At 44.3% G+C, this 22,701-nt stretch carries 19 protein-coding genes and 1 riboswitch; of the genes, 15 read left to right on the top strand and 4 right to left on the bottom strand.

The genetic code is table 11. From position 1 onward, the window contains the following. Window positions 1-6: 6 nt before the first annotated feature. Together FD17_RS10650 and FD17_RS10645 are read left to right on the top strand one after the other, a co-directional pair. Window positions 7-861 carry a transporter substrate-binding domain-containing protein gene (locus FD17_RS10650; protein ID WP_057826177.1) on the top strand — a complete coding sequence of 285 codons (855 nt, stop codon included), beginning with the start codon at window positions 7-9 and terminating at the stop codon, window positions 859-861. Window positions 862-1,259: 398 nt separating this feature from the next. Beyond that, entirely contained in the window at window positions 1,260-2,516 is a 1,257-nt protein-coding gene (locus tag FD17_RS10645; RefSeq protein WP_057826176.1) for an MFS transporter, read from the top strand. Window positions 2,517-2,556: 40 nt separating this feature from the next. On the opposite strand, the gene aroD is transcribed toward FD17_RS10645, so the two are convergent. Together aroD and FD17_RS10635 are read right to left on the bottom strand one after the other, a co-directional pair. After that, window positions 2,557-3,312: a type I 3-dehydroquinate dehydratase gene (gene aroD, locus FD17_RS10640; RefSeq protein ID WP_057826175.1), complete on the bottom strand. Its 756-nt coding sequence runs from the start codon at window positions 3,310-3,312 to the stop codon at window positions 2,557-2,559. A gap of 106 nt (window positions 3,313-3,418) precedes the next feature. Next, window positions 3,419-4,435: a polysaccharide deacetylase family protein gene (locus FD17_RS10635; RefSeq protein WP_057826174.1), complete on the bottom strand. Its 1,017-nt coding sequence runs from the start codon at window positions 4,433-4,435 to the stop codon at window positions 3,419-3,421. Window positions 4,436-4,991: 556 nt separating this feature from the next. On the opposite strand from FD17_RS10635, the gene FD17_RS10630 reads away from it, so the two are divergent. From FD17_RS10630 to thiW, 9 genes are all read left to right on the top strand, one after another. Continuing rightward, a complete protein-coding gene (locus FD17_RS10630; protein WP_057826173.1) occupies window positions 4,992-6,629 on the top strand; it encodes a peptide ABC transporter substrate-binding protein in 1,638 nt (545 codons plus the stop codon). 275 nt (window positions 6,630-6,904) lie between these two features. Beyond that, complete coding sequence (locus tag FD17_RS10625) at window positions 6,905-8,170, top strand: metal-dependent hydrolase family protein (RefSeq protein ID WP_057826172.1); 1,266 nt, start codon at window positions 6,905-6,907, stop codon at window positions 8,168-8,170. 363 nt (window positions 8,171-8,533) lie between these two features. Beyond that, window positions 8,534-8,851 carry a chorismate mutase gene (locus FD17_RS10620; protein ID WP_057826171.1) on the top strand — a complete coding sequence of 106 codons (318 nt, stop codon included), beginning with the start codon at window positions 8,534-8,536 and terminating at the stop codon, window positions 8,849-8,851. Beyond that, complete coding sequence (aroC, locus tag FD17_RS10615; RefSeq protein ID WP_057826170.1) at window positions 8,848-10,017, top strand: chorismate synthase; 1,170 nt, start codon at window positions 8,848-8,850, stop codon at window positions 10,015-10,017. The genes FD17_RS10620 and aroC overlap by 4 nt, the downstream gene beginning before the upstream one ends. Before the next feature lie 9 nt (window positions 10,018-10,026). Continuing rightward, on the top strand, window positions 10,027-11,343 hold the full coding sequence (aroA, locus tag FD17_RS10610; RefSeq protein ID WP_057826169.1) for a 3-phosphoshikimate 1-carboxyvinyltransferase: 1,317 nt from the start codon (window positions 10,027-10,029) through the stop codon (window positions 11,341-11,343). 6 nt (window positions 11,344-11,349) lie between these two features. Then, on the top strand, window positions 11,350-12,201 hold the full coding sequence (locus FD17_RS10605; protein ID WP_057826168.1) for a prephenate dehydrogenase: 852 nt from the start codon (window positions 11,350-11,352) through the stop codon (window positions 12,199-12,201). An 11-nt stretch (window positions 12,202-12,212) separates the two neighbouring features. Next, window positions 12,213-12,719 (top strand): shikimate kinase, encoded by a 507-nt coding sequence (locus tag FD17_RS10600; RefSeq protein WP_057826167.1) that lies wholly within the window; start codon window positions 12,213-12,215, stop codon window positions 12,717-12,719. Between the two features lie 16 nt (window positions 12,720-12,735). Beyond that, window positions 12,736-13,608 carry a shikimate dehydrogenase gene (aroE, locus tag FD17_RS10595; protein WP_057826166.1) on the top strand — a complete coding sequence of 291 codons (873 nt, stop codon included), beginning with the start codon at window positions 12,736-12,738 and terminating at the stop codon, window positions 13,606-13,608. 64 nt (window positions 13,609-13,672) lie between these two features. Continuing rightward, a riboswitch (TPP riboswitch) is annotated at window positions 13,673-13,773 on the top strand. A 38-nt stretch (window positions 13,774-13,811) separates the two neighbouring features. Continuing rightward, on the top strand, window positions 13,812-14,330 hold the full coding sequence (gene thiW, locus FD17_RS10590) for an energy coupling factor transporter S component ThiW (protein WP_057826165.1): 519 nt from the start codon (window positions 13,812-13,814) through the stop codon (window positions 14,328-14,330). Here the strand turns inward: thiW and FD17_RS10585 are convergent, their stop codons facing one another. Beyond that, window positions 14,331-15,344: a LacI family DNA-binding transcriptional regulator gene (locus FD17_RS10585; RefSeq protein WP_057826164.1), complete on the bottom strand. Its 1,014-nt coding sequence runs from the start codon at window positions 15,342-15,344 to the stop codon at window positions 14,331-14,333. It abuts the gene before it with no gap. A gap of 166 nt (window positions 15,345-15,510) precedes the next feature. On the opposite strand from FD17_RS10585, the gene FD17_RS10580 reads away from it, so the two are divergent. Further along, window positions 15,511-17,481: a sugar MFS transporter gene (locus FD17_RS10580; protein ID WP_057826163.1), complete on the top strand. Its 1,971-nt coding sequence runs from the start codon at window positions 15,511-15,513 to the stop codon at window positions 17,479-17,481. A gap of 33 nt (window positions 17,482-17,514) precedes the next feature. Further along, on the top strand, window positions 17,515-19,740 hold the full coding sequence (locus FD17_RS10575) for an alpha-galactosidase (RefSeq protein ID WP_057826162.1): 2,226 nt from the start codon (window positions 17,515-17,517) through the stop codon (window positions 19,738-19,740). Between the two features lie 65 nt (window positions 19,741-19,805). On the opposite strand, the gene FD17_RS10570 is transcribed toward FD17_RS10575, so the two are convergent. Beyond that, complete coding sequence (locus tag FD17_RS10570) at window positions 19,806-20,414, bottom strand: sugar O-acetyltransferase (protein ID WP_057826161.1); 609 nt, start codon at window positions 20,412-20,414, stop codon at window positions 19,806-19,808. Window positions 20,415-20,590: 176 nt separating this feature from the next. Between FD17_RS10570 and FD17_RS10565 the strand changes: the two genes are divergently transcribed. Beyond that, complete coding sequence (locus FD17_RS10565) at window positions 20,591-22,072, top strand: MFS transporter (RefSeq protein WP_082617204.1); 1,482 nt, start codon at window positions 20,591-20,593, stop codon at window positions 22,070-22,072. A gap of 160 nt (window positions 22,073-22,232) precedes the next feature. Continuing rightward, the coding region (locus FD17_RS10560; protein WP_057826160.1) for a hypothetical protein at window positions 22,233-22,701 on the top strand (469 nt) is incomplete at its 3' end.

Here is a 22,701-nt window from a genome sequence, read left to right as displayed (position 1 = left end):
AAGTTTATGAAGAAAAGATCATTCACCAAATTAATCGCCGTTGTTGGGGTATTCGCAACCTTATTATTGGTATTGGCCGGATGTGGGAACAGCAAGAAGTCCAGTTCACAAAGCAATAACCCAAGCTCCGTTCAACAAATTAAGAAAAACGGAACCATCCGAATTGCCGTTTTCGGCGACTTGCCTCCTTATGGCTGGGTTAACAAAGACGGTAAACGGGTTGGCTACGATGTCACTTTGGCCCACAAAGTTGCCAAAGATCTTGGTGTAAAGGTTAAGTTCGTTCAAGTTAATGCCAACAACCGGGTTGATGCACTGAACTCCAACAAGGTTGATCTGGTCCTTGCCAACTTTACCGTTACGCCAGAACGGAAACAGGTTATCGATTTTGCCAAACCATACATGAAGGTTTCCGTTGGTGTGGTTTCACCTAAGAGCAAGCCAATTACCAGTGCCAGCCAACTTAAAGGCAAGAACGTGATTGTTACCAAAGGAACGACTGCTGAAAACTACTTCACTTCCAAGCAGCCCGATGTTAAATTATTGAAGTTTGATTCAAAGACCCAACAATTTAATGCTTTGAAGAATGGCCGTGGCGTAGCGCTTGCTGATGACAACTCATACCTCTACGCTTGGTCCAAGGACAATCCTAAATACACTGTTGGGATCAAGAGCATTGGACCCAAGTCTTACATTGCGCCAGCTGTTAAGAAGGGTAACAAGTCACTTCTTAACTGGACTAACAAGGAAATTGATAAGTTAACCAAGCAAAGCTTCTTCGTGAAGGATTACAATACGCAGTTGAAGCCATACTTCGGCAAGGAAGTTAAGCCTTCTGATATTGTATTACCGGTTAAATAGTCACCAAGGAACAGTCGGGAGTCATTTCCGGCTGTTTTCGGTACCAGGATTTCACATTCATGAACATTAAAATGAAATTAGAGTTGACGAACCAATTCTAATATGTTTTAATGAGTTCAACATTTCAAGAAAGGAATTATATCTATGAATACTCAACTTCAACAATTGAATGCCTATTATTACGGCTATGCATGGTTTAAGTAGCGCTCGTGAGATGCGAGCGCGCAACGCGTTCGCGTCTAACCTGGGCAAAGTCGTAACTTTGTTGTTGCCAGCTAGACGCTAGAGTCTAGCCGGATGGGTATAATTTCTTAAGCGAGTTAATAAGAAATCAGCCAGCTGGATTCTAATATCCAGCTGGCTTTTTATTTACTTACATACTTGGGAGAGTGATTATTATGACGAGATCCAATAAACGAAGATTATCAATGGCACTATACCTGAACTACCTGGTCCATGGAATTGGGCTGATTATTCTGACACAGAACATGCAGGCACTTGGTGGCTTCTGGAATGTGCCTATCGCAACTGTTTCATACGTTATTTCCGGTATTGGGATAGGAAAGTTGATCGCCTACTTCCTGTTTGGCTACCTGTCGGATCGTTTCGGCCGGCGTAAGCTTGTTTTAACCGGAACCTTGAGTTACATGGTCTTCTTTATTGGAATCCCATTTACTCACAACATCGTCATTGCTTACTTATTTGCGATTATTGCCGGGGTTGCCAACTCTGCTCTGGATTCGGGTACTTACCCAACCTTTGTTGAAATGGGTGGTAATTCCAGCGCTTCCAATGTCTTCATCAAGGCTTTCATGAGTTTGGGTGAATTCATCCTGCCGCTTTTCATTGCGACTCTTGAGGCTCGACAACTGTGGTTTGGCTGGTCATTCATCGGGGCGCTGCTTGTCCTGGTTGTAAATCTGTTTGTCCTTCATGGTGCCCACTTCCCTGAGAGAAATAATACTGATGAAGCATTCAGTGAGGCCCACCAATCTTTATCAAAAGTGCGTCGGGTAACTGCCACTATCGCCTTGGCACTATACGGTTACACGACGATGGCAATCATGATTCTGTTTACTCAGTGGATCAGTATGTTTGCGACTAAAAATCTTGGATACAGTTCATTGGTGTCCCATGGATTACTGTCATTGTACAGTATTGGTTCAATCAGTGGTGTGATCGTGATGTTCATCTTGTTGAAATTAAACGTAACGGAAACTAAATTGCTGGTTGTTACTAACACAATTTCACTCGTGGCTTTGCTAACGGTCACCAACGCTTCAACAGTTATCATGACATCAGTCGGCTGCTTTGTGTTTGGATTCACTGCTGCCGGTGGGGTGATGCAAATTGCCCTCAATGTTTTGCTTAAGATGTTTCCAACCCATAAAGGTGTGATTACTGGAACTTACTTTACGTTCGGCAGTATTGCGACCTTCACGATTCCGATTGTGACTGGAATCTTATCTCAAACCAGTATACAAGCCGTCATGAACTTTGATGTTGTGATTGGACTTGTTGGAACCGGATTGGTTGTCATCACTTCGTTGGCAATTGGGACCGGAAATGTCTTGGGGCACGCTGGCCATTCAGTCATGACGTTGTTGCACATTGGCGGGACACCGGTTGGTCAAGGTCAATCCAAGGATGAATAGAGAACACAAAAAAGAAACTGCAAAGTTTGCAGTTTCTTTTTTAATGGTTAAATAATTTCATATCTTTACGAAGCTCCCCGATTTCAATTTGTCCCGGGGCTGAAGCATTTCCAACCGTGGCAAAACTCATTACTGAACCAAATAGCGGTGCAGCCATTCTCGAGATCTGGCCCAATTCACCCATTGAAATCGCAATTATAGGAATTTCCAATTTTTCGGATTCACTTGCGGTTGCCCGCATCAATGTCAGAACATCTTTGAATTTGCGGGGCATTGCGGCGATCTTAGCCATATCAGCGTTTTGATTTTGCATTTGGTCCAAGAGATTGACGATTTCCAATTCAGGTGGGGTGCCTTGGAATTCGTGGGCGCTTAAGATAACTTTGATATTGTGCTGATGGGCGAGGTAAATGAGATCACTGATTAACGCTTCACTAAAATGTCCTTCGATATCCAGCATATCAGTCAGACCGTTTTCGATAATCCATTTGTAAAGTTTAACGTATGCCGATTCATCAAGACTTGCTTGGCCACCCTCTCCAGTCGTTCGAAAAGTTGTCAGAAGAACGGTGTCATCCAAGATGGTTTTGAGTTTATGTGCTGTTTTGAAATATGAATCGGAATCTGATACCTCTTGATCATAGTCAATTCGCCATTCAATCACGTCTGGGTTAGCTTCAACAGCTGTTTTTGCCTGTTGTAGGATTTCATCAGAAGAGCGACCCGTGATCGGGACGGCAATCTTAGTTGTTCCAGTCTCAAATGTTGTTTGGCCAACAGTTAATTTTCCACTCATATCACACGATCCTCCTGAATTTTGGTTTACTTATGACTCATTCTACCAATCTCACAAACTAACTGCAATATCAAAAAGCTTCCTCGAAAGGAAGCTTTAAAGCGAGTTAAAATCCGCGAAAGTCGCCTCGACCAAAGTACTGTAAGTTAGCCAGCAACGGCTTTTGCATGAGGGTTGGCAATGTCACAAAGGTGTATCCGCGTTTCTTCAATGAACGGATAATCTGAGGGACAGCGGCAACCAATGTTGGATGGATATCATGCATTAAAATGATTGAGCCTGGATGGGTAGTTGCCAAAACGTGTTGGACAGTCTTTGGTGTGTTTAGATATGCCCAGTCACGTGAGTCAACGTTCCATCGAACGATCGGCCGGTCATACAAGTTTCCTATCCGGCTGTTAACTGAACCGTATGGTGGGCGAACATACGCCGGAATCGTGCCGGTGGCCTTGTAAATGGCTGCATCAGTCAATGCAATCTGATGTAGTGCCCTGGTACTTGAAAGGCTCGTCAGGTCCGGATGATTCCATGAATGGTTTCCGATTTGGTTCCCGTATTTGAGAACCATTCGGCTGATACTTGGGTAACGGATGACGCTACTGCCGACTTCAAAGAATGTGGCAGGTACATTATAGTGTTTCAAAATTTTGAGTAACTTTGGTGTCAACGTTGGATCCGGTCCATCGTCAAACGTCATAGATACAACTTTGTTTGGTGTCTTTGGCTTAACAAAGTCATACTTGGCAGGCATATAGCGATTCAAAATAATTCCTGTGAGTTTACTCAGTGGAATGGCGACATTTTTTACACCGTATGAATTCTTGACCAAATGAATGGTTAAAGCCTTCTTACTCAATGTAAAGTTGTGGGCCGTTAATCGTTTTGGTAGTGGCAGATAAACCAATTGCTGAACCTGTTTGCCGGTTAATTTGTGGTCGGCTGCTAATTGAGCACGGGTTAATTGACGGATGGTGCCCAGCCGATGAAGGCTGTTGTTGGTAATTTTCCCATATGTTAAATTAGCTGCTGCATGAGCCTGTGGAGCTGAATGATTGCTGATACTGAGTGCGAAGAGGCTTGCTGCAGTGATGCCCAACGTTACAAATAAATGCTTCTTAATCATGATGATCACCCCGAATTACCTTTAGTTTTGTACTTCAAGTTAATTTTCACATTACGAATGAGGTAAGTCAATCAAACTTATTTTCGAAATTTTTGAATGATTATGAGTCCTTGCTGACACTGCGATGGGAGGTCGGATTCATGAACGAGTTGTTGGATAAATTTGCTCAGTGGTGTTGACAAACATTTTGAGATTCGTTACGGTACTTAACATTAGATATCGATGAGAAAGTGCTTAGAGAAATTGGACAGTCGGTATTAAGAAATTCAAAGAGAGCGTCGTTATCTGTGAAGGCGTAATTTCTTAATCACTTAAAGCCAATTTTGAGCACGGTGGTTCGTTCAGAATCACTCGGGTGCGCCCAATACAGCGCCAACGTATACCGTGTCGACCGGTTGTACGTGAGAGGTGGAATATTTATTTCACAAAAAAGGTGGTACCGCGCAAAAGCGTCCTTTTGGAAGTTTAACTTCTGATTGGACGCTTTTTGTGTTTCATGGACACAACGCGGCTGTATGGTCATCGATATCAATACAAATATATTGGAGGAATTGCTATGTTTAAGGATATAAGATTTACAGCCATGATTAGTGTCGTTATTGGATTTATGGCTGTCTTATTAAGCGGCTGTGCGTCGACAGCAGTTGGCGGAGGTGCTGGGAGTGCTGAAAAAGCCTTAAAAATAACGATTCCAGGAGAACCATTAACAATTGATCCAACTAAATCCATTGAAACCAATGGCGGTGCAGTCATCGACCAAGTCAGTGAAGGTATTTATCGTAGGGATGCGAATAACAAGATTGCAGCGGGGGTTGTTGACGAAGTTGTTAAGCCAACTGACAACGGCACCAAATACACATTTAACATTAACAAAGATGCCAAATGGCAGGATGGTTCGGCCATCAAATCCGAGGATTTTGTGAACTCGATTGATCGACAAGCCGATCCCAGGACCAAATCACAACAGACAACGTCCATTCAATACATTGAGAACTTCGCCGCCGTTAACAGCGGTAAAGCTGATCCAAGTAAACTTGGAATTCATGCGGTTAATGACCGGACATTCACCATCAAGTTGACTAAGCCGGTGCCATTCATGAATTATGAGTTCACCAGTTTTTACCCGATTCAAACGTCCGCCATTAAAAAATATGGCAGCCAATATGGATCAAGTTCCGACAAGACAGTCGCCAACGGGGCATACGTGATCACTGGATGGAATGGCACCAATGATTCATGGAAGTATGAGAAGAACAAGAACTACTGGGATGCCAAAAACGTGAAGATCCCAGAAGTTGACGTTACCGTTGTCAAAGATAACAACACAGCCCAGAACATGTTTAACGGCGGCCAGATTGATTTGACCAGCCTGACCGGCCAGTATGTGAAAGAGAACAAGAATAACAAGAATCTGGTCGTTACCGAAACTGGTCGAAACAACTATATTTACTTTAATGATAAGAAGAAAGCAACTTCAAACGAAAACCTGAGAAAAGCAATCAGTATGGTGATTGACCAGGACCAATTGGCTGAGGATGTCCTTCAGGATGGTTCAATCGGTGCTAATAATATCGTACCGAAAGATTATGCCAAAGATCCTAAGACCGGCGAAGACTTTACGTCTGAGATGGGTGATCAGGCACCGACTGACACGACTAAAGCCAAAGAGTATTGGGCCAAAGCTCAAAAAGAAATTGGTAAGGATAAAATTTCATTGGACTTCCTGGTCGATGATACCGACACCGAGAAGAAGCTGGCCGAATACGTTCAGGGTGCGGTTTCAAACAACCTTAAGGGACTAACCATCAACATTGAATCTGTACCGCATGCAACTCATGTGACCCGTGACTTCTCAACCGACTTCGACATTTGTACAGTTGGCTGGGGTCCAGACTATCCGGATGCCCAAAACTTCTTGGATGGGATGCGCAGTAACAACACGATTAACTTCTCGAAGTTCAAGGATCAACAATATGACGATTTGATGAACAAGGTGGATGATACAACCAAGTATGATGCAAATCAGCGATGGGATTTTGAAAAACAGGCGGATAAGCGATTGATGTCAATTGCAGCAGTAGCCCCAACGTATCAGGCATCGCAAGCCCATTTGATCAGCAGTAAAGTAGGCGGTTTGAAGTGGGATGCAATGTCCGGACAGTCAGGGAAGCTGCAATACGCATTCTGGAAATAGCAGAGTGTGAGGCATAACGGGTGATGCGGTTTCTAAGGGGACTTTGGCTGAAACCCCGGTCCTGGGTTTTAGTCAAAGTGCACTTAGAAATTAGCATCAGTTATGCCGAACACGTTTCAGAAAAGTAATGGGGAAAAGCACAAAAAGAAAGCTTCAAAATTAATCCCACACATTTAAGGAGGTGGTTGCCATGGCATACCAGTTAAAGAGTTCTAAAGATGTTCCGTCTCAGTTAGTCCGCAACCAAGCATTTTACATCGAAAGGAAGATTTATTATGACAAAAATCAATTATACGAATGTCGCAATTTACAACCATGAGAAGCAGAACTTTATTGAAAACCAGCATATGGTGGTCGATACGGAAACCGGGAAGATTGTCGAGGTCGGCAATGGCAGTTCCACAGACCAGGTTGTCGACGAAGTTTCCGATATGAATGGTCGATATGTCATGCCGGGGATCATGAATGCCCATACCCATATCACCAGTATTCCGACATATTGGTGGAACGATGGCAAAGAACAACGTCACTCCGATTCACGCGAATTTAATACAATGTTTGCCGTGAGAAACATGGCTGATGCGATTGATCATGGCGTTACTTATATCAGAAACGTTGGGGCTGCATTCGACATTGATATTGAAATCAAAAAGATGCAGGAAAGAGGCTGGATCAGAGGGCCAAAAGTCATGACTTCCGGCAAAGCATTTTCAATTACCGGTGGCCATGGTTCAGGCGGTGGATATGAAGTCGACGGGGTTGATGAAGTTCGTAAAGGTGTTCGCCAGGCAATGAAAAATGGCGTCGATAACATTAAAATGATGGTGACTGGCGGAGTTCTTAAAAACGGTGAGACACCAGATGACATTCAATTTACATCGGAAGAGGCCAGAGCAGCGGTCACTGAAGCTCACCACAAAGGCAAGACGGCTGCGGCCCACGCACAAGGCAACGCAGGGGTTAAGGAGGCAGTCGAGGCCGGCTTTGACACCGTTGAACATGCCTTTGACATTGATGATGAAACAATTGCAATGATGAAGGATCATGGAACAGTCGTTGTCCCAACGATGAATGCGATGTATGCCATTTATAAATATGGCAAGGATACAGTTCCGGACTGGGCAAGAGAAAAGGTCATTGTGAACATCAAGAAGCATTTTGCCAGCATCACCAAAGCTGTCCAGGCAGGGATTCCGATCGCCATGGGAACTGACGCTGGGACTCCATACAATGGTTTCAGAAATGAAAGTGCCTATGAGATGGAATTATACGTTGAGAAGGCGGGGATGACACCCGCTCAAGCAATCGATTCGGCAACCATTAACTGTGCCAGAGCTATGCACGTTGATAATGAGTATGGCCAGATTGCGGTAGGCAACTTTGCGGACTTTATTTCAATGGAAGAAAATCCAATTAATGACATCAGTGTGATTCAACACGATAAAGACGTTTATCAAAATGGAACCAAAGTCCATGCCCAAGCTGCTGCAGACACGTTCCAGCAGGTTAAGGTAACAAGTGAAGTGAACGCTGCAATTTAACGCTTCAATCTAAAATAAACTCTAATTGAAGGATTAAAATGAAATGAGTGAACGATTAGGGTTGACGAATAATTTCTAATATGTTTTAATTAATACAACTTTTAAGAGAGGAATTGATAACAATGACAAAGCAAACAACAACTGCAACAGCCTATTATTTTGACTATGCCTACTTTATGTAGTGTCCGCTTCGGGGCGGACGCAAATTGAGCGTTCGCGTCCAAGTGGTGCAGAGTCAATGCTTTGTTGAGCCCACTAGACGTTATAGTCTGGCTGGGTGAGTTACCATTCTTTACGAATTTAGTAAACCAGCTGGATACCATTCCCAGCTGGTTTTTTCTTGCAGAAAAAGAGGTGTTAAGGATGACAAATAATATTAAGAGTTCAACCATCAGCGGTCACGATGAGATTCAAGCAGCTCGCCGCCAAATTAATCAATTGGATCAATCGATTATTGATTTATTGAAGAAGCGATTTGAAACTTCGGCACGGATTGGGCGGATTAAAGAAGAATCACAACTGCCGGTTCTTGATAACGACAGGGAGAAACAGGTATTGGAGCAGGTGGCCCAACATGATTCAGATGCAGAAACGCAAAAGTATCTGCAAAATATTTTCCAAGCGATTTTAAAAAACTCACGTGATTACCAACATCAATTGATGCAAAAGGAGAGCAAATAATGAATTACTTAACTGCCGGAGAATCTCACGGACCACAATTAACTGGAATTATTGAAGGAATCCCTTCAGGACTTCATTTGGATATTGACGCTATCAATGAACAATTGAAGAAGCGGCAAGGCGGCTATGGCCGAGGCAACCGTCAAAAAATCGAACATGATGAGGTCACCATCACAGGCGGCGTTCGTCACGGAATTACCCTTGGATCACCCGTTTCAATGGTTGTCCAAAACCGTGACCATGCTCATTGGAGTCAAATCATGGATCCGGTTAGCCCCGAAACCCCCGAGAACACTTTAAGAAAAGTCGAACGACCACGTCCCGGCCATGCTGATTTGGTTGGTGGGATGAAGTATCGCCATGAGGACCTGCGAAATGTCTTGGAACGCTCATCAGCTCGGGAAACAGCCATCAGAGTTGCCATTGGCGCTGTCTGCAAGCAGTTCTTGGAACAACTTGGGATTAACCTTGTCGGCTATGTGGAACAAATTGGCCAGATTTCAACGGATGCAAATCCCGAACTGAATGTGGGAAAGATTGAGGATGAAATTGCTCAAAATGATTTGAGAATCATCGATCAGTCAAAGGTTGATTCTATCCATGAACTGATTGACCAAACGAAACGTGACGGTGACACATTGGGCGGCATCATCCGGGTTGTTGCAACAAACGTTCCAGCCGGGTTAGGCAGTTACATCAGTTGGGATACCAAGTTGGACGCTAAGCTTGCTGCCACAGTCATGGGTGTCAATGCCATGAAGGGTGTCGAAATTGGCGATGGCTTTAAAGCCGCAACCAGCTTAGGCAGCCAAGTGATGGATGAAATTGATTGGAATCAAGACAAAGGCTTCTTTAGAAATACCGATCATCTTGGTGGTTTTGAAGGCGGGATGACCAATGGGATGCCAATTATTGTTAAAGTAGCCATGAAGCCAATCCCAACCTTGTACAAGCCGCTTCAGAGTGTTGATATTCAGACCAAAGAAGTCAAAAAGGCCAACGTTGAACGTTCCGACACAACGGCGATCGTTCCGGCTTCGATTGTCATTGAAAGTGTCGTTGCAATCGAATTGTCGAAAGCACTAACCGATAAGTTTGACGGCGACAATCTTCAGCGATTACAGGAACAGTTAGCCCAATACCGGGAAGAATTGAAGAAATTCTAGGAGGTCCAAATGGAAAAAGTTAAGGTTGGCACAACTAAAGAGCTCCAAGGGAATCTTCAAACCGGCCTGAACGGTGAATTGGCTGTTCCCGGTGACAAAAGCATTTCCCACCGCGGGATTATGTTCGGCGCGATTAGTGAGGGAACCACAATCCTCCATCACTTTCTGACTGCAGAGGACTGTTTATCCACTCTGAAGGCATTTCAACAGCTTGGCGTGCCGATTACCAGAGATGGCAAGACGGTCAAGATTGAAGGAGTTGGCCTTCATGGATTGCAGGAACCGAACGAACCGCTTGATATGGGCAATTCCGGAACCACTACCCGATTAATTATGGGATTGCTGGCGGGTCAGAACTTTCAGACCAAGCTGATCGGCGATGCCTCATTATCCAAGCGGCCGATGAAACGAGTAGGTGAGCCACTTGCCCAGATGGGTGCCGACATCGCGGTCACCGATGGCCATTTACCGGCCACAATCACTGGGAAACAGCTCCATTCAGTCGATTATCATTTAAAGGTGGCCAGCGCCCAGGTTAAAAGTGCCTTGATTCTGGCAGGACTACAGGCAGATGGCGATTCCATCTTCGTCGAAAAGCAGCCAACCAGAAATCATACCGAAATCATGCTGCGGGCATTTGGTGCAGATATCGAAACTGAACCGGACGATGTTACGATTACCGTTCATCCAGATCCGAAAATGCATGGGATTGAGATGAACGTACCGGGAGACATGTCATCAGCAGCCTTCTTTATGACAGCTGCCAGCTTGGTTCCGAACTCCAAGGTAAAACTGCTCAATGTGGGCATGAACGACACCAGAACCGGCTTATACGAGATTTTGAAACGGATGGGCGGAAAGATCAGCCTGTCAAATGAGAACAGTGATGGCGAACCGACAGCCGATTTGACCGTTGAATCAGCTAACCTGAAACCCATTGAGATTGGTGCTGACGAAATTCCCGCTGTTATTGACGAATTACCTTTAGTAGCTTTATTGGCAGCAAAAGCCAATGGTATCAGCAAGATCACTGGTGCCGGTGAATTGCGGGTTAAAGAGACCGATCGGATTTCAGCTATTGTGACTGAATTCCGCAAGTTAGGGATCTCAATTGAGGAATTAGAAGACGGCTTTATCATTGATGGCCGGAAGCATTGGCACGTGGCTAATTCTCAGTTAGATAGCCACGGTGACCATCGAATCGGCATGGTCATGGCAGTCGCTGCCCTTCTGGTTGACCAGCCGTTGACTTTGGCAGGTGCCAACAGCATTAATATTTCCTACCCGGAGTTTTTTGATGACTTGGGTACGTTGATTCAGAGGTGATGGCAGATGACGACAGTTCTAATTAGCGGGCTTGGGTTGATTGGCAGTTCTGTTGCCAGAATCATCAAGGATGGCAATTCCGAGGCCGATATTATCGGCAGTGATCCAGACGATGGATCAGCCCAGTTTTTATTGGATCATCGGATTATTGATGAACGTGAAGAATTTGCGGAGGCCGCTCCAAAAGCCGATGTGATCGTTTTAGCAGGCCCGGTTTCAGTGATCGTCGCACAAATTGATATTCTTTCAAAGCTTCCATTAAAGGACGGGGCACTCATTACTGATGTCGGCAGCACCAAACAGGTCATTATGAACGAAGCTAAGAAGCTCACCCAACCAGGAATTGGCTTTATCGGTGGCCATCCGATGGCAGGATCTCATCTGACTGGTGGGGAAAATGGTTCAGCAAAGCTGTTTGCCGGATCAAAATACTTCCTGGTAACCGGTTCACAAACTGACCGGCAACTTCGCGAACTTCAGAAACTGATGAAGTCGGCAAATGTTGAATGGATAACAACCACGGCAGAAACCCATGACAAACTGGTTAGCGAACTCAGCCACGTTCCTCACGCGGTTGCAGCAGTCTTGGTCAATAGCATTGCTGACAGCCTAAAGGATGATCCGGTTGGGTTAAATGCAGCTGCAGGGGGATTCAAAAGCACCACGCGGATAGCAGCTTCAGACCCGAAGATGTGGACAGCGATTATGATGAGTAATTCAATCGAAATTAGTCGTGAGATTCAATCATTTCAACAGGAACTAAGTGAATTGCAGGCGGCAATCAAGGATCAGGACGCAGACACAATCTTTAAAACTTTTGCCAAAGCTCAAAAAATCAGAAAGTCACTGGATAAGTGAGGAGGAAGCCTATGAAAGCAATATTAGTTGGATTTATGGGAAGCGGGAAGACCACCGTTGGCCATTTATTGGCCAAAAAGTTAAATATTCCATACCATGACTTGGATGACATGGTCATCGAAAAAGCCGGTAAGCCAATTAAGCAAATTTTTGCCGAAGATGGGGAAACTGTCTTCCGCCAACTGGAGCATGAGGCTCTCGAAGAAGCGCTTAATGGCGAGGGCATTTTAGGGACCGGTGGCGGAACCCCCATTCAAGATGTTAACTTTGAGATGCTCAAGGATAGTGAAGTTCCGGTTGTTCTGTTGGATGTAATGCCGGAAACGATTATGTCCCGGTTAAAAAATAATCAAGATCGGCCATTGGCAAAACAGCTTGGATTGGACGGCCTAGTTGATTTAAAAGGTCAAAGGGATGCCCGGTACGAACAAGTTAGCGATTTCCGGGTTGCAACTGATGAGCTCACACCTAACGAGGTCGTGGAAACGATTAATAAAAATTTATTCATAAAAATGTAGCAATGGAGGGATTCGAATGATCGATGGACATACAAAGTTATTTGGCTTTTTAGCACATCCGGCGGCTCATAGTTTGTCGCCGTTGATTCATAATACCAGTTTTAAGGTGACCGGAATCAATGGTGTATACCTGGCTTTTGATGTAACCTCAGCAGGACTTTCCGATAGTCTTGCTGCGATGCGGACGATGAATATTGGCGGCTTTAATTTATCAATGCCACTAAAAACTGATGTCATTCCACTTTTGGATGAAGTGACACCACGTGCCGAACGCCTGCAGGCAGTCAATACGGTGGTCAATCGGGATGGCCGACTCATTGGTGACAGTACTGATGGTCAGGGATTTATTGATGCATTAAAAGCCAATGATATCACGTTGGATGAAAAGGTGATTACTGTCTTGGGTTCCGGAGGTGCCGGCCGGGCAATCATTTCTGCTGCAGTGGATGCTGGGGCGAAGAAAGTCTATGTATTCAAGCGGACAAACGATTTATTCGAATCCCGCAAAGAACAGTTGGAAGCTTGGTCGAATGTTGTTGAAGTGTTGCCTTATGAAGATGAGGAGTTGATGATCAAGGCGGTAGATCAAAGCCAAATTATCGCAAATTCAACCAATATAGGCATGGCGGGCGACAAATCATTGCCCGTTACGCCTGCTGTTTTGAATCATTTGACCTCGAATCATATTGTAACTGACGCCATTTATTTCCCACTTGAAACACCATTTATCCGTGCCGCCAAGAAGCAGGGAAGTCATACATATAACGGTATTGGGATGCTGGTGAACCAAGCTGCCGGCTCATTTTTGGAGTGGACTGGCCAACGGATGCCGGTTGACCAGGTAATCGAAGCGGTTCATGAAGCCGTTGCTCAACGGGAAAAGAAATAGGACACATTTTCCAACACGTGGCACCTTTTCGGGTATACTTAAAGGCGTACGAAAACTTAATCAAAGATAACATTAGGGGAGCCTTTTGGCTGAGACGAAAACATTAACGGACCCTTCGAACCTGATCTGGTTGGTACCAGCGTAGGAAAGTGTTGAAAGAAGCGAAAAGCCTCCTTTTGTTATCTAACGAAAGGAGGCTTTTTATGCGACAAAATATGACTTATAAAATGGTTCTCACAGCAATCCTGTCGGCCATTGGCGTGGTCGGCGGCAGTATGTTCGAATTTACGATTGGCGTCGCCAAAGTTGCGCCAATGCAGCATTTGATCAACTTGATTTCCGGTGTCCTTGTTGGCCCCTGGTGGGCAGTCACCCAAGCATTTATCACATCATTAATTCGTAATTTACTTGGAACCGGAACCGTATTAGCTTTTCCCGGCAGTATGATCGGTGCTTTTTGTGTCGGCTGGTTATTCCAAAAGACCAACAAACTGATCATTGCAGCATGTGGTGAGCTCATTGGAACTGGGATTATCGGTGCAATTGTTGCCTATCCGATTGCCAGTTGGATGATGGGCACGACCGGTGCAGTTTATCTGTTTATTCCAAGCTTTTTCCTGAGCGCTTTAGTTGGCGTGATTTTTGGCTATATTATCTTAAAGAGCATTTGGAAACGAATTATTGTCCCACAGCAGCAAAAACTGAATAGTCACAGGAAATAGTTAATCTGGATTGAAGGTTTCTCTGTATCGAATTTCACCTGGAATGATGTTTTTCATGTGCCACGTTCTTGGAAATCTGACCAGGGTTTCAGCGTGCAGTACGGCTGCATAACCCAGCTCGACCTTTGGCAGCCAAATACTGGTTAAAGATGGTGTCAGGTAGGAGGCAAACTCCAAATCATCAAAACTGATCAGTTGCAAATCCCTTCCTGGAGTCACGTGATGCTTTGCCAAGCCCTTCATAACACCGATGCTTAGTGGATCAGACGCCACCAGCAGACCATCAAGTCGATTGGCATATTCATCCAATAATTCATCAGCCACTTCCATTGATTGTTTCGTTGTCCAATTGGTTTCTTTAATAATTGGTTCACGTTGGTGGACTTTACACCATTGTTTGTAGGCGGATGTTCTGACATCTTCAATAATTGATCCGCTGGTTCCATCCAGATTGACCTCATGTCGGTGGCCGCCAATAAAACCAATGGATTGGGCTGATTTTCCCATTTCGTCTAGGGCATGAGTCGTTAGTTCTGCCAAATTGGTGTCCACCGTATCCACTAAGTTGTCATAGCACTGGCCGGGATCGACGATAATGACGTTGGCGTTAACCTTCTGGAGTGCACGAATAGCCGTCCTTGAAATCGTTCCAACCACGATAACGGCATCGTATTCGGCAAAATCTTTTGGCTCAATGTCTTTACTTGGTCGAACAATTCGCTTCATATTAATGTTGACAGCATCGGCTGCTTCGTACACACCACGACGAATAAAGCGCCAGTATTCATCACGGGTTTCTTCTTCAAGGGTCAGGGTCGTCAATAGCACAAAATTCAGCTTATTCTTATCCGGGGTTGGAACGAGCGAATATTTATAATTCAGCTTATCAGCTACCTGACGGACTCTGTCCCGGGTTTCTTTTGCAACGTATTCGCTTTTATCGGCACTCAACGCCCGTGACACCGTACCTGGTGATACGTGTGCCAGTTTCGAAATATCTTTAATTGTTGCCATGTTACTTCGCTCCTCAGTTCTTAGATTTTAACCGTTATTAAATTCGATTAAATGTTTTAATAAACATATCACATGTTTTAATAAAACCAATTGACAATTTAACTGTAAACGTTTACATTGAAGTTAGCAATTATTTTTTAAATTTTATTTTTGGAGGCTTACATTTATGGCAAGTAATACTACCGAATCAACTGGTCGAAAGATCACGTCACGACTGTCGTACTCCTTTGGTGCGTTCGGTCATGATATGTTCTATGCAACGTTGTCTACCTACTTTATGATCTTTATTACCTCTCATCTGTTTGATAAGAGCAGTAGTGCAAGCAATGACAAAATGATTTTTTACATCACTTTTATCATTGGTGCATTACGGGTTGTTGAATTATTGATCGATCCATTTATTGGTAACGCAATTGACAATACCAATACCAGATGGGGCCATTTTAAGCCTTGGATCTTAGCTGGTGGTACTGTTGGGTCCATCGCACTTTCTATTCTGTTCAGTAATATGTTTGGATTGAACAGTTCAAATCCACTGTTATATTTAATTATCTTTGCTATTTTATACATTATGATGGATATCTTCTATTCGTTTAAAGATGTTGGCTTCTGGTCAATGATTCCAGCAATCTCGTTTGATTCAGCAGAACGTGAAAAGACAGCCACCTTTGCCCGTGTTGGTTCCAACATTGGTGCCAACATTGTTGGTGTTGTTGTTATGCCACTGGTTGTCTTCTTCTCAATTGACAAAAATAATGGACAAGGTGATCTTCGAGGCTGGTTCATGTTTGCCGCAACCATCGCCTTCGTTTCATGGTTCTCAGCCGTTATTGTTGCTCTCGGAACAAAAGAAAATGATTCATTACTTCGTAAAAATACTGAGAAGACTCGTTTACGTGACGTGTTTAAAGTGTTGGCTCGAAATGACCAATTGATGTGGTTGTCATTGACATACTGCTTGTATACAGCCGGTATTCAAATCACCAACGCTTCTCAGCTGTACTACTTCACCTATATTATGGGTAAGCCAGGTCAGTACTCATTACTGATGACATTGAACATGATTATTGGTATTTTCACAGTATTGATGTTCCCACCTTTGGCTCAAAAGTTCAGTCGTCGGAACGTATTCTTCGCATGTATCGGAACAATGCTTCTTGCAATGCTGATCTTCTCATTTGCAGGTGCAAACTTGTTCCTGGTATTACTTGCCGCCGTTCTCTTCTACATTCCACAACCACTTGTATTCTTAGTTGTATTAATGATTATCAGTGATTCCGTTGAGTATGGCCAATTGAAATTTGGACATCGTGATGAATCATTAACTTTAGCTGTTCGTCCACTGCTTGATAAATTAGGTGGTGCCGTTTCAAACTGGGTAGTTGGTGTCGCTGCTGTTCTTGCAGGAATGACTGCTGGCGCAACCGCAAATACTGTCACTCATCAAGGCAACATTACCTTCAAGATGTTTATGTTCGGTGTTCCAGCATTATTAATGATTATCGGGACTTTCATCTTCTTCAAGAAAGTTACCTTGGACGAAAAAGAACACGCCAAGATTGTTGATGAACTTGAAAAGACTTGGAACGAGCATTTGGAGACCAATGGTCAAGAATCAATGGCCGATATCGTTAAGGAAGTTGCCAAAGATACGACATACACAGCTCCTATCAGCGGAACGATGCTTGCCTTGTCTGATGTTTCCGATCAAAACTTTGCTTCTGGAAACATGGGTAAAGGATTTGCGATCAAGCCTTCGGATGGTAAGGTCTTTGCACCATTTGATGGAACAGTTGAAGCAACCTTCCCAACCCGTCATGCAATTGGCCTTCGTTCAGACAGTGGTATTCTGACTCTGATTCATATCGGAATTGGAACCGTTGAAATGCGTGGTACCGGATTTGTTCAGTACGTTGATAAAGGTCAACATGTCACACAAGGACAAGAATTGATTGAATTCTGGGATCCGGCTATTAAGAAGGCTGGTCATGATGATACGGTTATGGTTGTCATCAATAACTACAAGGACATCAAGGACTTCAAGTATGTCGTTGAATCCGGTGAAGTTAACCACGGTGACGACTTGCTGACATTGTCCAAGCCAGAACAAAAATCAGACGATAACGATCAGAAATAACGCTTAACAAAAACTGAAAAGGGATTGATAAACGTGGCAATTAGAATTGAAGATCAGAATCTGTTGTTTCATTTACAGACAGACCATACCAGTTATATCTTTCACGTGATGGAAAATGGGGAGCTCGGTCAGGTGTACTATGGCAAGCGAGTTCATGCCAAGCCATCATACGACAATTTGACGACCAAAGAATGGCACAACGCTGCCGCAGTTTGGCGACAGGACCACAAGGATGTGCAGCCACAAGTTCTTAAGCAGGAATATGCCAGCTTGGGCAAGGGTGACTTCCGCTATCCTGCCTACCAGGTAACTCAAGAAAATGGCAGCCGAATTACTGAATTTAAGTACGAAAGCTACAAATTGGTTGATGGTAAGCAACGACTTGCTGGATTGCCTTCTTCATTCGATGACAATGACGATGATGCTCAAACTTTAACGATTGCGTTAAGAGATAAACTGTTGGGTCTGGTTCTTCACTTGAATTACACGATCTTTCCCCATCAGGATGTGATTATCCGCAGTGCCGAGTTTCAAAATCAGGGCGACGAGAAATTGACTTTGAATGCGGCAGCCAGTGCTCAACTTGATCTGCCGGATTCAGACTATGACTTCATTCAGTTCTCCGGTGCTTGGGCACGTGAACGACACATGATTAGAACGCATCTGCGTTCCGGTGTTCAAAGTATCAGTAGTCTGCGGGGTACTTCCAGTCATCAGCAGAATCCATTTGTCATGTTGGCTCGTCCCAACACCGATGATGCGAATGGTTCCGTCTTTGGGTTCAACCTCGTTTATTCAGGTAATTTTGCTGACCAGGTTCAAGTTGATCAATATGATGCCAGCCGAATGCTGGTTGGGATCAATCCTGAAGAGTTTGCCTGGAATCTTAAGCCTGGCGAGAAGTTCCAGACACCGGAAGCGGTTCTCAGTTATACCGATCAGGGGATGAATCAGCTGAGCCAACAGATGGGCACGTTCTATCAAGATCATCTGGTTAATCAGAAATTTGCCCACGTTGAGCGGCCGACTCTAATTAACAATTGGGAAGCCACCTTCATGGATTTCGATGAAGACAAACTCCTGAGCTTTGCGACAACTGCGAAGAAATTAGGCTTGGAAATGTTCGTCTTGGATGACGGATGGTTCGGTCATCGAAACAATGATGATAGTTCCCTTGGCGATTGGTTCGTGAATGAACCGAAGTTCCCGAGTGGGTTTGATACCTTTGCGAATAAGATTCATGAGCTTGGATTAAAATTTGGTTTGTGGTTTGAACCGGAAATGATTTCGATTGATAGTGAATTATACAAGGCCCATCCTGATTGGTTGATTAATGCACCCGGCCGTCATGCATCACCGGAACGGCAGCAGTTCGTTCTCGATATGACCCGTCCGGAAGTCGTTGATTATCTCTTTGATGCAATGAGCAAAATCATTGATTTGACCAAGCTTGATTACATTAAGTGGGATATGAACCGAAATATTACCGAGACTTACAGCAGTCAATTAAGTGCTGCTGACCAATTGGAGATGCCACACCGATACATTCTTGGGGTTTACCAACTCTATGATCGATTGGTAAAGGCGTATCCAAATGTGCTGTTCGAATCCTGTTCATCAGGTGGTGGCCGTTTCGACTTGGGGATGATGTACTATGCGCCTCAAGCTTGGACGAGTGACGACACCGATGCCGTGGAGCGGATGCTGATTCAGTTCGGTACCTCATATGGTTACCCACAAGCAATGATGGGCGCCCATGTTTCTGCTGTACCAAATGATCAGGTTGGCCGGATTACGTCATTAAAAACGCGAGCCAACGTTGCCTACTTCGGCGACTTTGGCTACGAGCTTGATATTACCAAGATGTCAGCTGAAGAACAGCAGCAGGTCAAAGACCAGGTTGCCTTCTATAAAGCCCATCGCAAGCTTTTCCAATTCGGTAAATTTTACCGGATCGACAATCCATTTGAGAACGGCGGCAACGTCATGAGCTGGGAGGTTGTCAGTGACGACAAGCAACACGCAATCGCCGGCCGTTATCAAATCTTGAATCGGCCAAATATCGGTTATCTTCGGTTGTACGTTGAAGGACTCGATCCTGATACCAAATATACAGTGAATGGTGGATCCGAGGAATTCTATGGTGACGAATTGATGAATGCCGGGCTCTTTGTGAGTGACATTCTTCATGAAACTCGCGGAACGGATAAGTCAGCGGACTTTAATTCGAACTTATTTGTGATTGATGCTGTTAAATAAATTATGCTAAAAAGATGATACCAAGTTAGGATTGGCTAACTTGGTATCATCTTTTTTTGGATTTTTTACTCCCAAACGTCTAACTTATGGGATTTGAAGTAGTACTGCTTATCATGCTCATTAATCGGTCGGGCCACTCGGCATGGATTGCCATAAGCAACGACATTATCCGGAATATCTTTGGTGACTACGCTGCCGGCACCGATAACTGAGTTGGTGCCAATGGTGACACCGGGCAGGATTTGGACGCCGGATCCGATCCACACATTGTCTTTTAGGGTGATGGGGAAGTTATATTGGTAGCCATTGTTTCTGAGAACTGGCAAAACCGGATGGCCTGCCGTGGACATCACCACATTGGGGCCGATCATACAGTGATTGCCGATGGTGATGTCATCATCGTCGACCAAGGTGAGGTTGAAGTTGATATAAACGTCACTCCCCAAGTGGAGATGGTGGCCACCCCAGTTAGCCCGCATTGGCGGTTCGATGTAACAATTCTCGCCAACTTCAGCACACATTTCTGTTAACAATTGGCTGCGTTTATCAGCTTCTTTTGGGGATGTTGCATTAAATGAATATAACTTCTCCAAGTACATCTGCTGTTTATCCATCAACTCAGGCACATCAGGATGATACAGAAGATGCTTTTCTTTTCGCTCAAGATTATCCATAATTGAAGTCCTCCTTTAATGCTTTAAGCATATCATGTTTGATGGTCGGATTGGGAACGCTTTCTGCCGTCCATCGGTATTTGTCGGCTTTTCATTTTAATAATTTGCTCTTTCTTATTCAGCCATAAAAGTTGTAGTATAGAAAGAGTGACTTTTACAAGAAAGAGGCGAATACCTTGTCCAAACGCGACATTATGATTGTAACTTGTGCACTGTTGCTGTCAAACGCAATGAGTGGACTGGACAACACAACCATCAATACTGCATTACCAGCAATTATATCCGATCTTCACGGCATTGAATTAATGGGGTGGATTGTTGCCGTCTTCCTGCTTGGGACCGCGGTTAGTACACCACTATGGAGTAAGTTGGGAGAGCACATTGGCAACAAACGCAGTTACCAGTTGGCTGCAACATTATTTGTTGTTGGGTCATTTCTCCAAGGGATGGCACCCAACATTGTCTTCTTGATTCTTGCCAGAACGTTGATGGGAATCGGGAACGGCGGAACGGTTTCTCTACCATATATTATCTATGCCAGAATGTATAAGAATCCTCGTAAACGAATGCAGGTGTTGGGCTTTGTATCCGCCAGTTACAGTATGGCAACGATCATCGGTCCGCTGGTTGGTGGATATATCGTTGATACATTCAGCTGGCACTGGGTCTTCTACTTGAATGTTCCCATCGGTTTGGCTTCAATTATCCTGGTTCAAATGTATTACAAAGTCAGTCATGAAACCCGCCAAACCCAAGCGGTTGATTATCGCGGGGCCATCATGATGACCATCGGTTTGGTCAGCCTGCTGGCAGGTATTGAAATGATTGGAAGTGCCAACCTGATCTTGGTGCTCGCCGTTATCGCATTTGCTATTATTATTTTGATCATTATGGGAATTCTCGAAGAAAAAGTAGACGATCCGATTATCCCGAGTCGGCTGTTCAAGAACTTGCCACTGATGATTGATTTTGTCTTATTTACCCTGATATGGGGTGCCTTCATTGCCTTTCTGATATACAGTCCGATGTGGGCACAAGGGCTTTTGGCGACCTCTGCTCTGATTGGTGGTGCCACCCAGATTCCCGGTGCCTTTACCGACTTTATTGGGTCTGAAGCAGTTGCACCAATGAGAAATTTCTTAACCCCACAGCGAGTCATCGCAGCTGGAATTGTAATGTTGATGATTTCATTTATTATCATGGTGGTTTCCGGTGTGCAGACACCATACTGGGTGTTGCTGATCGCTGGGGCGTTTGAAGGTTTTGGAAATGGGGCCTGCTTCAACGAACTCCAGGTTAAGGTTCAACAGGATGCCAACCCAAGCGATATTCCGATCGCAACTTCCTTCAGTTTTCTGATTCGCATGTTGAGTCAGACGTTCACCGCTTCGATTTTTGGAATTATTATGAATAACGCACTACGGAATGGCGTTGATAAGTCCGGTGGTTCAATCACGATGAAGATGATGAATGAGTTGAGTGATGCATCCAGCAGTGGCGCACTACCACAGCATTTACTGCCGCAGATGAGAGTCATCTTGTACAATGGCCTGCATAATATCATGTGGCTGTCATTGATTTTGATGATCATTTCGCTACTAATTAACATCTGGGCGCAAAAGTTGGAACATGATAAGTTTGCGAAACAAGCAGGTTAAATCAACCATTATCATCAAATAAAATCCGCCAACGGAAACCGGTTTGTGATTTCTGTCGGCGGATTTTTTGGATTGGGTATTTACAGGCACCAGGTGTTGGAAGATAATACAAATCAATTAATGTTACCATACGTAACTTAGGCAAAAAGGGATGATGATCATGAAAACATTTCTTTACATTATGCGAGTCTTGGTCCAAACCGTGATCATTGGTTTGCTGGGGTACTTTTTCAACACTGACGCTCATTGGAACTTTCGACCGACTCTTGACGGGTTCAACATCTGGCTGACGGTTTCGTTCTTCTGCCAGTTCTACATTATGAGAAGTGAAAATGTTCTCACTTCATATGCTTCGCTCGTTACCCAGGGATTGAAGAGCCTTCAACAAAATGACTCCGACGCGTACAAGTCGCAACATGACTTGCAGCGCTATCTTCACGGATCACAAGCCAACCGAAGTTCCGAGATTCAGCGGCTTCAGCTGCGGGATGACCAGTTCAGCTTCGTTGCCAATATTGGCAAACGGGTCTTCTATGCGCTGGCTGGTCCGGCGTTTACCATCTTCTTCATCATCAAAAATACTTATTTCAGCGCAAGCAAAAAGGGGCCGGGACATAAGTCCCGCCGAT

The sequence above is a fragment of the Lentilactobacillus sunkii DSM 19904 genome (genome assembly GCF_001435575.1).
GTDB classification, from domain to species: Bacteria; Bacillota; Bacilli; order Lactobacillales; family Lactobacillaceae; genus Lentilactobacillus; species Lentilactobacillus sunkii.
Note: the sequence above shows the minus strand (reverse complement) of the source record. Positions and strands in the feature narration are given on the sequence as shown.

Bases quoted from the DNA above. Each gene is read 5' to 3' on its own strand.
- FD17_RS10625 (WP_057826172.1), top strand. From the start codon at position 6,905: ATGACAAAAATCAATTATACGAATGTCGCAATTTACAACCATGAGAAG.
- FD17_RS10630 (WP_057826173.1), top strand. From the start codon at position 4,992: ATGTTTAAGGATATAAGATTTACAGCCATGATTAGTGTCGTTATTGGA.
- aroD (WP_057826175.1), bottom strand. From the start codon at position 3,312: ATGAGTGGAAAATTAACTGTTGGCCAAACAACATTTGAGACTGGAACA.
- FD17_RS10600 (WP_057826167.1), top strand. From the start codon at position 12,213: ATGAAAGCAATATTAGTTGGATTTATGGGAAGCGGGAAGACCACCGTT.
- FD17_RS10605 (WP_057826168.1), top strand. From the start codon at position 11,350: ATGACGACAGTTCTAATTAGCGGGCTTGGGTTGATTGGCAGTTCTGTT.
- aroA (WP_057826169.1), top strand. From the start codon at position 10,027: ATGGAAAAAGTTAAGGTTGGCACAACTAAAGAGCTCCAAGGGAATCTT.
- aroE (WP_057826166.1), top strand. From the start codon at position 12,736: ATGATCGATGGACATACAAAGTTATTTGGCTTTTTAGCACATCCGGCG.
- thiW (WP_057826165.1), top strand. From the start codon at position 13,812: ATGCGACAAAATATGACTTATAAAATGGTTCTCACAGCAATCCTGTCG.
- FD17_RS10635 (WP_057826174.1), bottom strand. From the start codon at position 4,435: ATGATTAAGAAGCATTTATTTGTAACGTTGGGCATCACTGCAGCAAGC.
- FD17_RS10645 (WP_057826176.1), top strand. From the start codon at position 1,260: ATGACGAGATCCAATAAACGAAGATTATCAATGGCACTATACCTGAAC.
- FD17_RS10580 (WP_057826163.1), top strand. From the start codon at position 15,511: ATGGCAAGTAATACTACCGAATCAACTGGTCGAAAGATCACGTCACGA.
- FD17_RS10570 (WP_057826161.1), bottom strand. From the start codon at position 20,414: ATGGATAATCTTGAGCGAAAAGAAAAGCATCTTCTGTATCATCCTGAT.
- FD17_RS10650 (WP_057826177.1), top strand. From the start codon at position 7: ATGAAGAAAAGATCATTCACCAAATTAATCGCCGTTGTTGGGGTATTC.
- FD17_RS10585 (WP_057826164.1), bottom strand. From the start codon at position 15,344: ATGGCAACAATTAAAGATATTTCGAAACTGGCACACGTATCACCAGGT.
- FD17_RS10620 (WP_057826171.1), top strand. From the start codon at position 8,534: ATGACAAATAATATTAAGAGTTCAACCATCAGCGGTCACGATGAGATT.